The organism is Streptomyces sp. ID05-39B (assembly GCF_033794725.1).
In the GTDB taxonomy this organism is placed as follows: Bacteria; Actinomycetota; Actinomycetes; order Streptomycetales; family Streptomycetaceae; genus Streptomyces; species Streptomyces bobili.
Window position 1 is genome coordinate 1 of record NZ_JARGEF010000040.1, and the last position, 12,279, is coordinate 12,279.

Below are 12,279 nucleotides of genomic sequence, written 5' to 3' on the forward strand. Positions count from 1 at the left end.
GGGGCGGACACCGGGTGGGGCGTCGTACGCCCCCCGGCGCCCCGGGCGCCCCCGTACTCCTTGCGTCGGCGGGCCAGGGGGTTCCCGGCGCGGACCGGTGGGAACCCTTCCGGCCAGGGCCGCCGTGACCCTCCTGTGGCAGGCTGGACGGGTACCCGACACCCGCCCCCCAAGGAAGGGAGCCAGGTCATGGCCGTCGTACCGCTGTCGCAGAAGGAGATCGACGACCGGCTCGCCGAGCTGCCCGGCTGGTCCCACGAGGCCGGCCGCCTCATCCGCTCCTACCGCCTCGACTCCCACTTCGCCGCGACCGCCCTGGTCATCCATGTCGCCCAGGTGCAGGAGGAGCTGAACCACCACAGCGAGCTGACCCTCGGCTACAACACGGTGTCCCTCGCGGTGAACACCCACAGCGCGGGCGACGCCGTCACCGACCTCGACTTCGAGCTGGCCCGCCGGGTGCGGGACCTGGCCCCCGCGCACGGGGCGCAGTGACACGCACGCCGGACGGGACGGGGGCCCAGGTGCTGGACTACGACGAGGAGGCCGGACTCTACGACGCCTCGCGCGGCGGCGAACCCCGGGCCGCCGCCGCCGCGGAGGCCGTCCTGGACCTCCTGCCGGACGGCACGCGCCGGCTGCTCGACGTCGCCTGCGGCACCGGCATCGTCACCCGCAGACTCGCCGCCGGACGTGAGGGACTGCGGGTGACCGGCGTCGACCTCGCCGCGGCGATGGTCCGCCAGGCCGCCGTGCGCCTGCCGGGCGCCGTCGTCCGCGCCGACAGCCGCCGACTGCCCTTTCGTGACGGCGAGTTCGACGCCGTCAGCAGCGTGTGGCTGCTGCATCTGGCCGCCTCCGACGCGGACGTGCGGGCGATCGTCGCCGAGTGCGCGCGGGTGCTGCGGCCCGGCGGGGTGTACCTCACCACCGTCGACAAGGCCGCCGCGCACAACGTGGGCAGCGACATCGACGCCGTCCTCGCCTCCCGCCCGCCCCGCGCGGCCCGCGACGCGGCGGCGCTCGTCGACTCCTACGCCGCCGGCCGCGGCCTCGTCCCCGCCGGGCACGGCCGCTTTCCCGGCCGGGGTCAGGGCCGCAGCCCGCGCCGCACCATCGCCGACCTTCGGCGCGGCTGGTTCGTCACGCTGCCGTCGGGCGAGCCGATCGCGGAGACGTTCGCCGCGCGCCTGGCCGCGCTGCCCGATCAGGACCGGCCCCGCCCCGATCCCTGGTTCACGCTCAGGGCGTACCGCAAGCCGGGGGCTGTGTCGGCGGACGCGTGAAGTCCATGATCCAGTTGGTCACCCAGGGGTGCCCGCCGTCGGCGGAGAACGCCTGCTCCCAGCGGGCCGCCGTCGCCGACACCCCCGACCACACGAAACGCACGCGCACGTCCTTGCCGTCGTAGGTGTCCTCGCCATGGAACTCGCCCCGGCCGCCGGTGAACCGGCCGACGACGGGTGGGAACAGCCGGCCGGTGCCGCTGGACGACCAGTACAGCGACCACAGACGCGTCGACGGATCGAACAGCCGTAGCGTCAGCCCCTTGGACCCCAGGTGCGGCATGTCGATCTCGTCGAGGTTCGCGGCCCCGTCGAACAGCGGCAGGCAGCGGCTGGTGCTCGTGAACTCCGGCTCCCAGTCACTGCCGGGGTCGAGGAAGCGGGTGCGGCGGCGGTGCCGGCCCTGCCACTGACCGTGGAGGAAGTCGAAGTCGTGGGCGGTGCTCATACGCGGTCTCCGGTGGTTCCAGCGGGCATCGCGTCACTCATGTAGGCGTCCAGGTCCGGCACTTCGGGCGAGAGGAGGTGGCGAACCCACGCGTCCCGTTCGTACACGAGGGGCGGCAGCTCCCAGACACAGCCGATCCACGGCCGGTCCGTCGCGACGAAGTGCGCGGGATCGCGGTCCGGGCAGCCCAGCACCGGCTGGCCCGCGGCCGCGCCCCGGAAGTGCAGGACGTTGTCCCAGACCCAGCTGTAGGCGTTGAGGTAGGCGCCGTCGTCGCCGCCCCGGTGCAGCACGACGAACGTGGCCGGCGGTGTCCCGTCCGGCTCCGGCAGCAGCTCCGGCAGGATCGCGTACGCCGCCCGCTCCACGTCGGGCGCGATGCCCGCCGGGTCGCCAGTGACGTGGTAGCGCTTGATGCTCCGTCCCGCCACCTCGATCGGCGGATGCACGGTCAGCAGTTTCTCGGTGAAGGCCATGGCGTGACGTTAGAGGCGCTTCACTGACACCATGTGTCAGTGAAGTCCAGTCGACTCGTCTCGATCCTGCTGCTGCTCCAGACCCGCGGCCGGATGACCGCCGCCCAGCTCGCGGCGGAGCTGGAGGTGTCGGTGCGCACGGTCTACCGGGACGTCGAGGCGCTGGGCGCGGCGGGCGTCCCGCTGTACGGCGACGCGGGGCACGCGGGCGGATACCGGCTGCTCGACGGGTACCGCACCCGGCTGACCGGGCTCACCACCGAGGAGGCCGAGGCGCTGTTCCTGGCGGGCGTGCCCGGTCCCGCGGCCCAGCTCGGCCTCGGCGCGGTGCTGGCCGCCGCCCAGCTGAAGGTGCGGGCGGCGCTGCCGGCGGAGCTGCGGGAGCATGCCGACCGGATCAGCGGGCGCTTCCATCTGGACGCGCCGGGCTGGTACGCGGGGGCGGAGGAGGCACCGTATCTGCCGGCGGTCGCCGACGCGGTATGGAACAACCGTGTACTGGATATCGCATACCGTCGATGGCGTACACCCACCGACGTGGACCGCCGGCTGGAGCCGTACGGCCTCGTCCTCAAGGCGGGCCGCTGGTACGTCGTCGCCGGTCCCGGCCCGCGGACGTTCCGTGTCGACCAGATCCTCCGCCTCACCGTCTCCGGGGAGCGGTTCGTCCGCCCGGACGACCTCGACCTGGCCGCCTACTGGACGGAGTACCAGCGCGACTTCCACGAGCGGCTCCACACCGCCGAGGCGATGGTCCGGCTGGCACCGGGCGTGACCCTGGCACGCGCGAGACCCGTGGCGGAATCCGCGGGGGAGGGCGCGGCGGAGGGCGCGGAGGCGGACGCCGACGGCTGGACCGTGGTCACCGTCCCCATCGAATCCGTGGAGCGGGCGCACGACGAGTTCCTGGGCCTCGGCGCGGGCGTGGAGGTGCTCGGTCCGCCCGAGCTGCGGGAGCGCCTCGCCCGGACCGTGACCACACTCGCCGAGCGCTACCGTGGTGCCCCCGGCGATTCGTACGCCGACCCCGGCAACGCCCGGCCCGTCGGCGGCGACTGAGAGAGCGGAACCCGTCCGCCCTCTCGGGAGGTACGTCACGTGCAGCACCCGCACCCGCACTCACCCACGCCCGAACCCACGCCCGCACCCGCGCAGAACCGTCCGGGTCCGCCCGCGCACCGCAGACGCCGCCGCACCGCCGTCCTCGCCGCCACGCTCGCGGTGACGGCGCTCGTCGGCGCCGGACTCACCACGCTGGCCACGGACAGCGCCGAAGCGGCCACCGCCCGCCAGGTCGAGAAGCTCGACCGCGGAGTCGTCAGCGTGCACACCGACAGCGGCAACCTGGTCAGCTGGCGCTGGCTCGGCACCGACCCGAACGACGTGTCCTTCAACGTCTACCGGGCCGGGACCAAGGTCAACTCGACCCCGGTCACCGGCTCCACGAACTTCTTCCACTCCGGAGCCCCGGCCCAGGCCGACTACACGGTCCGCGCGGTCGTCGGCGGTGCCGAACAGGCCGACTCCGTCCACGCGGTCCAACTGCGCACCGGCTACAAGGACGTACCGATCACCCCGCCCGCCGGCGGCACCACCCCCGACGGCGTGGCCTACACGTACGAGGCGAACGACGTCTCCGTCGGCGACCTCGACGGCGACGGCGCGCTCGAGTTCGTCCTCAAGTGGTATCCGACGAACGCCAAGGACAACTCCCAGTCCGGCTACACCGGCAACACGGTCATCGACGCCGTCAAGCTCGACGGCACCCGCCTGTGGCGCGTCGACCTGGGCCGCAACATCCGCTCCGGCGCCCACTACACGCAGTTCCAGGTGTACGACTACGACGGCGACGGCAAGGCCGAGGTCGCCATGAAGACGGCCGACGGCACCAGGGACGGCACCGGCGCGGTCATCGGCAACTCCGGTGCCGACCACCGCAACTCCAGCGGTTACGTCCTGGCAGGACCCGAGTTCCTCACCATGTTCAACGGGCAGACCGGCAAGGCGATGGGCACGGTCGACTACGTACCGGCCCGCGGTACCGTCTCCTCCTGGGGCGACTCCTACGGCAACCGCGTCGACCGCTTCCTCGCCGGCACCGCCTACCTGGACGGCATCCGCCCGTCGCTCGTCATGGCGCGCGGCTACTACACCCGTACGGTGATCGCGGCCTGGGACTGGCGGGGCGGCGCCTTCACCCGCCGCTGGACCTTCGACACCAGCTCCTCCACCAACTCCGGGAAGGGATACGACGGTCAGGGCAACCACTCGCTGTCCGTGGCCGACGTCGACGCCGACGGCAAGGACGAGATCGTCTACGGAGCGATGACCGTCGACGACAACGGCAGCGGCCTGTGGACCACCAAGCTCGGCCACGGCGACGCGGGCCACGTGGGTGACCTCGTGCCGTCGCGGGCCGGACTGGAGTACTTCAAGGTCTCCGAAAACACCAGCAAGCCCGGCTCCTGGATGGCGGACGCGCGCACCGGCCAGATCCTGTGGCAGACGGCGTCCGGCGCGGACAACGGCCGTGGCGTCGCCGCCGACGTCTACGCCGGCAGCGCGGGCGCCGAGGCATGGTCCGCCTCCGACACCACCCTGCGCTCGGCGACCGGCGCCTCCCTCGGCCGTGAGCCGTCCAGCATCAACTTCGTCACCTGGTGGGACGGCGATCCCGTCCGCGAACTCCTCGACGGCACCCGCATCGACAAGTACGGCACCTCCGGCGACACCCGCCTGCTGACCGCCTCCGGGGTCCACTCCAACAACGGCACCAAGTCCACCCCGGCCCTGTCCGGGGACATCCTCGGCGACTGGCGTGAGGAGGTCGTCTGGCCGACCTCCAACAACACGGCCCTGCGCGTCTACTCCACGCCGGTCGAGACCGGCACGAAGATCACCACCCTGTTGCACGACACCCAGTACCGTTCGGCCCTGGCCTGGCAGAACACCGCCTACAACCAGCCGCCCCACCCGAGCTTCTTCATCGGTAACGGCATGGCGACGGCACCCCGGCCCACGGTCTACACGCCCTGACCGGTTCCGCGCGAAGGGCGCGTGCCGCTCGCGGCACGCGCCCCACGGTCCGGCACCCTTCTGGTGGCGGCTCAGTTCACCGCACAGCTCTGATCACCGAGCTTGAACGCGGCCGGTTTCGCGTTGGTGCCCGACCAGCTGCCCGTGAAGCCGAAGCTCACCGAGGAGCCCGCCGCCACGTTGCCGTTCCAGCCGATGTTCCTGGCGGTCACCGTGGCCCCCGACTGGGTGTGCTCGGCGTTCCACAGCTGGGACACCGTCTGCCCGTTGGCGAAGGCCCAGTTCAGCGACCATCCCGACCAGGCGCTCGTCCCGGTGTTGGCGAGTTTCACGTCCGCCTGGAAGCCGCCGGACCACTGGTTGGTGATCGTGTACGTCACCGCGCAGGCGCCCGTCGGCGTCGGATCCGTACCGCCACCGCCACCCCCGCCTCCAGGGTCCGAGGTGTCCCCGTAGATCACGCCCCGGCCGTTCGTCGAGACGTACACCCGGCCGTAGACCCGCGGGTCACCCGTGATCGCGTCACCGGTCCAACCCCACTGGTGGGCATCGTCGTTGATCCGCGTCCAGGTCGCGCCCTTGTCCGTGGAACGGAAGATGCCCCGCACACCGGCGATCTGCGCGCTGGTGTACAGCGTCTGGTACGAGGCGCCCGGGGCCGCCTTGCCGAAGCCGATCGTGTCGGCCTGCTCGACGTTCGACAGCTTGGTGAAGCTCGCGCCGCCGTCCGTGGAGTGCCACAGCCCGTACGCCCCGTCGCTCGCCCCGCCGGCCAGCCAGATGTCGCCCTTCGCGCCCGGCAACGCCTTGAACCGCACGCTGTCCCCGCTGGGCAGACCGGTCGCAGGGGAGGCGGTGAAGGTCACACCGCCGTCCGAACTGACGTAGAACTTGCCCGACTTGAAGCCGTAGAACGTCTTGGCGTCGACGCGGTCGGACTCCACGATCGCGCCGGCCGGGATGCCGCTCGACGCCGACCAGGAGGTGCCGAAGCCCGTCGTGTGGTGCACACCCGCGCCGGCCGGGCTCCACACGAAGCGGCTGCCGTCCGCCGCCGCGGCCACCGTCCCGCCGCCGCTCACCCCCGAGGGGTCGGTGCCCGCGAACCAGTTGGCGCCGTTGTCCGTCGAGAACGCCACATGAGGGCCCGAGTCGAGATTCCCGGTCCGCACCACCGTGTTCGGGCCGGCCTCGGCGAAGTCCAGGCTCGTCGTCGTGGTGAAGTTCGGCGAACTGAACATCATCGACGGGACCTTGGTCAGATCCGTGTGCCGGAAGCCGCCGATGTCACCGAGGGCGCTGAGCAGCGGGGCACCCGACGGCGGAGAGGCCAGGTCCAGGACCGCGGTCTCCTCCAGGCCCTGCACCATCGGCTTGATGGTGAACTGGGTGCCGGCGTCCCAGTTGGTGAGGTTCTCCGTGCCGTAGACCGTCGCGCCCGTGCCGTACATCATCCGGTTCGAGTCGAACGGGTCGATCTCCAGCGACTCCGTCATCCAGCCCAGTTTCGGCGACTGCTCGGGCGGCGACGGATTCGCGCCCCAGGTCAGCCAGGGGGAGGAGGAGACGTCCATGGTGTAGCGGTTCTGGCGGGTGGGATACGAGGAGTAGTCCCAGGCCTTCGTCCAGGTGCCGCCGCTGTCCGTGGAGCGGAAGATCTGGGTGTCCGGCCACCAGGAGCTGTAGGCGGTCGCCATCACCGTGCCGGGACGCTGCCGGTCGAGCGTCAGGCCGCTGAAGCCGTAGTAGGTGTCGGCCTCGGCCACCGGGCTGATGTCGGTCCAGGTGCCGGTCCCCGTCGCGTACCGGTACAGCCGGCCCTTGCCGCCGTCGTACGGGCCGCCCTTGTCGCTGTATGCGATGTACAGCTGGCCGTTGACGGTATCCAGTACCCCTTTGTGCGCGAGATGTCCCGTCGGCTGTCCGGCCACCCGCGACCAGGTCGCGCCGGCGTCCGTCGAGCGGTACACCGCGTTGGCCGTGTCCGCGACACCGACGTAGATCGTCTTCGTCGCGTTGCCCGAAGTGCCCGTGGACTCGTCGAAGGTGACCCAGACGATGCCCTGGTTGTCGGAGGAGTAGCCGCTCGTGTCGCTCGGATCCTGCACGTAGTTGCCCACGTTGGGGAAGTTCGCCACCTGCGACCAGGTCACCCCAGAGTCCGTCGACCGCCACAGCCCCTTGCCGCTCGGCGCGCCCAGATACAGCACGCTGCCCCGGTTCGGGTCGACGGCGAGCCGCTCGCCCATGCCCCGGCCGGGCATGTTCCCGCCCAGCTTGAACGGCAGATCCGTCTTCCGCCAGCTCGCGCCCCGGTCCGCGGAGCGCATGACGGCCCCGTTCCCCGGGTCCCAGCTGTTGGTGTACGTCCCGACGGCCGCGTACACCTTGTCCGGGTCGACGGAGTCGGAGGCCAGGCTCACCACGCCCGTGTGCCCCCAGTTCGCCCAGCCGACCGAGTCCAGCAGCGGCGTCCAGGTCTTGCTGTTCTGCTGCCAGCGGTAGGCGCCGCCGATGTCGGTGCGGGCGTAGGCGAGGTCCTTCTCCTTGCGGTTGAAGACGATGCCCGGGACGAAACCGCCACCGTCGATCCGGGCGTTCTTCCAGGAGTACGACTCCGCCGCCAGGGTCGTGGTGGGGGGAGCGCTGTCGGCGGCCAGTGCGGGCGGGGTGCCGGCGAGCAGGCCGGCCGCGAGTGCCAGCGCGGCCGTGAGGATGCGGGTTCTTCGCACGGTGGGGGTCCTTCCTCGCGAAGCCATGTGAGCCCAGGTGAGGGGTCGTCGTGCGGGAGGTGCGACGACCGGGCGGTCCCCTGTGCGGGTGGGGACCGCCCGGCGCGGTACGCGGAGCCTTCGGGACCTCACGTCCGGATCAGGCCGGGCCCGATCCGGACGTGAGGCCCTGGCGGGGACCTATTCGAGAAGCTCCGCGTACGAGCCCATGGCCATGGCGATGTCCGCCTGGGCCCAGAAGCGGTGGTACGTGAACACGGGCGCGGCTCCGCCCGCGAGGTAGCTCTCGATCTTCGACCAGGACGGGTCGTCCTCGTAGAAGGACCTGATCGAGTCGAAGGTCGAGGAGGCGCTGATCGCGTCGCCGTTCGGCATCGTGCCGGTCCAGCCGCTCGGGACGTACACGCCGTCGTCGAAGCGGTTGTAGTCGGAGCGGGTCTCGGGAACCGCGATACCGAGGGCGTCCTGGTTGTTGTTCCACATGCCGTCCAGGAGAGCCTTGGCCGTCGACTTCGCCTCCGCGTCACCGGACCTGGCGGCGTAGTACGTCAGGGTTCTGGCGTAGGCGGCGGCCACCCCGACGTCGTTGGTGTAGTCGGCGACGGTGACGTGAAGTCCGGTGTTGCCACCGGGACTCGACGCGTTCCAGGTGTCGGGCTGGCCCGACCACTGGAGGGTGGAGGGGATGAGGAAGGAACCGTCCGGGTTGACCGTGGTCTTGGACAGGGCCCAGTCGACCCACTTGTCCAGGACGACCTTGGCGTCGGCGTCACCCGTCTGCTGGTAGTACTCCGCCACCCGCTCCATCGACCACGCCTGGAAGCCGAACCACTGGTTGGACGGCGGGTCGTGGTAGACGGGCTGCTGGTCGTAGTACATGCCGTAGAAGGTCGACTTGCCGGCCGGGGGAGTCGCGTAGCGGCCCGCCCAGCTGTTCGTCGCCCCGCCCGCGATGGCGCCCTCACTGGACTGGAGCCAGCGGTAGAACTCCAGCTGCCGGTCGAGCGACTTGGCCCAGTCCGCCTGTCCCGTCGCCGACTTGGGCTTCAGGTCGGCGTAACTGCTCAGCGCGTAGGCGGCCAGGGGGTTCTGGTAGCCGCCGTGCGCGTGGCTGGATCCGATGCGCCAGGCCCAGCCGGCACTGGTGTCGGTGGCGCCGCCCCACGCGTAGTACCAGGACAGCAGGTAGTGCGAGGAGTCCTTGCCGGTGCCCGCGGGGCAGGCCGACGGACCGACGCAGTTGCCGACCTTCTTGAAGTACTTGTCGTACATCGCGTAGCGCAGATAGTCGCCCATCTTGGCCGCCTTGGCGAGGGTGGCCGAGACCTGGCTGCCCTTGCCCTGCTGCTCGGCCCAGATGTCCGCCCAGTACGCGGCCTGTACGGCCCGCGCGTCGGCGTCCGGGGCGTTGGTGAACTTCCACTGCTTGGCGTAGGAGGCGTCACCGGTGAACAGGTCCAGGTAACCGTTCCTGCCGCCGTACGTGAAGTTGTCGCAGGTCGGCTGCGGCACCGTCTCCCACACCGATTCCTGCGCACCGCGCTGGAAGGTGTTGATGTACGACGGGCCGGTGTCGGACGGGCCGGCCTGGCACTTCCCGGGGGAGTTGCCGTAGCCGTACACGTTGTCGACGTCCTGGAGCCAGTGCATGGCGTAGACGTCGTCCGTGCCGTAGGCGGTCTTCAGTTCACCGGCGATCGGATCCGGCCCCACCGACACGGCGGCGTCCAGCTTCGCCGGGTACTCGTTGGGCGTGTCCAGTTCCGGCGCGTACGTCGCCGGCTTGGAGGCGTTGTAGAAGGAGTTGGTCGGCTGGTCGGCGTGGGTGGGGATCATGAACTTCTCCATGATCTCCCAGGCGCCGTTGAACTTGGTCCAGTCGCCCGTGACCTTGCCGTACATCGCCTGCAGCCAGAGCAGATAGCTGTAGGCCTCCGACGTGGTCTCGTGCCCGTGGTCCGGGGCCTCGACGATCAGCGTCTCCACCGAGTGGTACGGAATCCCCTCGGGGGAGAAGTAGCCGTTCGCCGGGTTGGTGATCTTGCCGTACAGCTCCAGGAAGCGCGCGTCGTACGCCTTCGTCGCGGCGATCTGGGTGGCGGTCACCGAGGCCTTGGCGTGCCCGGTCGCCGACGACTCGAAGGTCGCCGCGCCCGTGCCGGTGCTGTTGCCCGTGATGGTCACCCGCTGTGCGGTGTTCCAGTTCGACGGGGTGAAGGTCAGACCGGCGCCACCGGTCACCGTGAGTCCCGTGTTGCCGCTCGTCCGGGCGGTCGTCACGGTCACGTTGGCCGACGGTTGCGTGGAAAGCCGTATCTCGTACGTTCCCGTCCTGCCCTGCTGGACGGCGAGCTGGGTGGTGGAGGCCACCACGGCCGGTCCGGAGGCGACCGTGATGCCGACCGGCGTGGACGACGCGGAGGCGCCCAGACTGTCGTAGGCCTTCGCGACCAGAGAATGACTGCCTACGGTCAACCCGGAGGCGGACAGTGAGTACGGCGCGCTGGTGTCGGTGCCCAGCAGGGCCGTGTCGTCGTAGAACTCGACCTTGGAGACGGTCGCGCCGTCGGCGGCCGCCGCGGTGGCCGCGAGCGGCACCGCGTCACCCTGGGTGTAGACCGCGCCCGCGGTGGGGCTGGTCAGCACCGTGATCGGCGGCTGGTGGGCGCCGGTGCAGGGCGTGCCGTTGACGGAGAAGCTCGCGGGAGCGGCGTTGCTGCCGCTGTAGGTGAACTGCGCCCCGGTGCTGACCGCCGCGCCGGCGGCGACAGTTGCGTTGTACGAGGCGTTGTTCACCGTGATCTGCTGGCCGGACTGCGACCAGCTGCCGTTCCAGCCGTTCGACAGTTTCTGGTTGCCGGCGTAGGCGTACGTCAGGGCCCAGCCGTTGATCGGGTCCGTACCGCGATTGGTGAGGGTGAGATCCGCGGTGAAGCCGGAGCCCCAGTCGTTGGTCTTGTAGTCCACGCTGCACTGAAGTGCCGCAGCCTGGGCGGAAGTTGTGAGCGTACTCAGTGTGGCCAGGGGGAGCGCGAGGGCCGCCAGGGCGGCGGTCCACAGTCGCCGCGCCCTGCGGCGTCTGCGTGAGGGATCCATGGTGCTGGTTCCTCCTTGCGGCTCGGAGAAGGGGGGAGGAGCAACAAGCCTTGAACCAGTGGGAGCGCTCCCATAGTGAGGACGGGGGTGTGAACGGTCAAGGTGCTTGAAGAGTCGAAAAGATTCGACACATGTTGTTGAGGGAAAGTCAGCGCCTCCCCTGTTCTTTGCCGACACTCGGCGCTAGCTTCGTTGACACCAGTGGGAGCGGTTCCATCAGTCGACGCGTCCGTACCGACGTGCCCGAGCTGTGAGGAGTCGCTCATGCGATACCCCCCGCGTTCAGTACTTTTAGCCGTCGCCGGCACGTTCGCCCTCGCCCTGGGCGCGAGCCTGCCGGTCATGACGGCGCAGGGAGCCACACCCGTGCGCACGGTGGAGCACTTTGTCACCGGGCGGTGGGACGCCGGCTTCCAGGGGGCCGTGAAGGTCACCGACCACACGGCCGCCCTGAGCGGCCGGAGCCTGACCTTCGACCTCACCGACGGGCAGAAGAGCACGCACGGCAGGACCGCCAAGTGGTCCCAGCCGGGTACGACCGTCACCGCGACGAACGAGAGCCACCACGCCACCCTCGGCACCGGCGTGAGTGTCAGCGCCGCATTCACCGCCACGAGGCCGGGTGCCGACGCCGTACCGACGACGTTCGACCCGGACGGTACGAGGGCCGACGTCGACGCCGGCCGTTGGCACGTGTCAAGGCGCACGGCATGACGCCGATCGTCGAACCGCACCGTCCCCGCGGCCAGTACACGGGCCGCTCGGCGGCCTGCTCCGACGTGCCCGCCGACTGCCGGAAACGGTGCTGGAAACCGATGCCGGACAGGCGGTACACCCCCGGCGTTCCGGTTGGTCGCCGGAATGCAGGATCCGGTCGACGCCGTACGGTCGACGCCGTACGGTCGGCTCCTCCTCCGACGAACGCTGTCGGAGCCACACACTCGCCCCCGTCGCCGCCCAGGTTCCGCCGGCGGCAGGGGGGATCGGCGAGAACAGCCGCTCACGCGGATTCGACGACCAGGTCATGAAGTGGTTCGACGAGCCGCGAACTGCCGTACCCGGGCCGGACCCGGAGCACGTGGGACTGCTCCACCGGTCCGTCCCCGAGCCCGGACCGCGACGGGACACCCACCGCGTACGGCTTCGGGCCGCGTGATCGTCCGCGTGCCCTGAACGGCTGACACCGGCACCACCCGACCACCGCA

General features: G+C 70.7%; 8 protein-coding genes and 1 pseudogene. 5 read left to right on the forward strand and 4 right to left on the reverse strand.

Features of this window, described 5'->3' with window-relative positions; genetic code table 11:
• Nucleotides 1-189 precede the first annotated feature (189 nt).
• Nucleotides 190-495, forward strand: a complete 306-nt coding sequence (locus P1P75_RS12055; protein ID WP_319254436.1) for a 4a-hydroxytetrahydrobiopterin dehydratase — start codon at nucleotides 190-192, stop codon at nucleotides 493-495.
• 29 nt (nucleotides 496-524) lie between these two features.
• Nucleotides 525-1,286 (forward strand): class I SAM-dependent methyltransferase, encoded by a 762-nt coding sequence (locus P1P75_RS12060; protein ID WP_319254490.1) that lies wholly within the window; start codon nucleotides 525-527, stop codon nucleotides 1,284-1,286.
• Here P1P75_RS12060 and P1P75_RS12065 read toward each other — a convergent pair.
• On the reverse strand, nucleotides 1,243-1,734 hold the full coding sequence (locus P1P75_RS12065; RefSeq protein WP_319254438.1) for a hypothetical protein: 492 nt from the start codon (nucleotides 1,732-1,734) through the stop codon (nucleotides 1,243-1,245). The two genes, P1P75_RS12060 and P1P75_RS12065, sit on opposite strands and share 44 nt — an antisense overlap.
• On the reverse strand, nucleotides 1,731-2,210 hold the full coding sequence (locus tag P1P75_RS12070) for a hypothetical protein (RefSeq protein WP_319254440.1): 480 nt from the start codon (nucleotides 2,208-2,210) through the stop codon (nucleotides 1,731-1,733). Before P1P75_RS12070 ends, P1P75_RS12065 begins: the two co-directional genes overlap by 4 nt.
• Before the next feature lie 39 nt (nucleotides 2,211-2,249).
• On the opposite strand from P1P75_RS12070, the gene P1P75_RS12075 reads away from it, so the two are divergent.
• Both P1P75_RS12075 and P1P75_RS12080 read left to right on the forward strand, forming a co-directional pair.
• Entirely contained in the window at nucleotides 2,250-3,269 is a 1,020-nt protein-coding gene (locus tag P1P75_RS12075) for a YafY family protein (RefSeq protein WP_319254442.1), read from the forward strand.
• Between the two features lie 162 nt (nucleotides 3,270-3,431).
• Nucleotides 3,432-5,246: a rhamnogalacturonan lyase gene (locus tag P1P75_RS12080; protein WP_319254492.1), complete on the forward strand. Its 1,815-nt coding sequence runs from the start codon at nucleotides 3,432-3,434 to the stop codon at nucleotides 5,244-5,246.
• A 71-nt stretch (nucleotides 5,247-5,317) separates the two neighbouring features.
• Here the strand turns inward: P1P75_RS12080 and P1P75_RS12085 are convergent, their stop codons facing one another.
• Nucleotides 5,318-7,978, reverse strand: a complete 2,661-nt coding sequence (locus tag P1P75_RS12085; protein ID WP_319254444.1) for a cellulose binding domain-containing protein — start codon at nucleotides 7,976-7,978, stop codon at nucleotides 5,318-5,320.
• A gap of 180 nt (nucleotides 7,979-8,158) precedes the next feature.
• On the reverse strand, nucleotides 8,159-11,074 hold the full coding sequence (locus P1P75_RS12090) for a glycoside hydrolase family 48 protein (protein WP_319254447.1): 2,916 nt from the start codon (nucleotides 11,072-11,074) through the stop codon (nucleotides 8,159-8,161).
• A 264-nt stretch (nucleotides 11,075-11,338) separates the two neighbouring features.
• Between P1P75_RS12090 and P1P75_RS12095 the strand changes: the two are divergent.
• Nucleotides 11,339-12,255, forward strand: a pseudogene (locus P1P75_RS12095) (cellulose binding domain-containing protein).
• Nucleotides 12,256-12,279: the final 24 nt, after the last annotated feature.

Excerpts from the sequence above, each read along its gene's own strand:
- P1P75_RS12065 (WP_319254438.1), bottom strand. The coding sequence starts at position 1,734 with ATGAGCACCGCCCACGACTTCGACTTCCTCCACGGTCAGTGGCAGGGC.
- P1P75_RS12090 (WP_319254447.1), bottom strand. The coding sequence starts at position 11,074 with ATGGATCCCTCACGCAGACGCCGCAGGGCGCGGCGACTGTGGACCGCC.
- P1P75_RS12055 (WP_319254436.1), top strand. The coding sequence starts at position 190 with ATGGCCGTCGTACCGCTGTCGCAGAAGGAGATCGACGACCGGCTCGCC.
- P1P75_RS12070 (WP_319254440.1), bottom strand. The coding sequence starts at position 2,210 with ATGGCCTTCACCGAGAAACTGCTGACCGTGCATCCGCCGATCGAGGTG.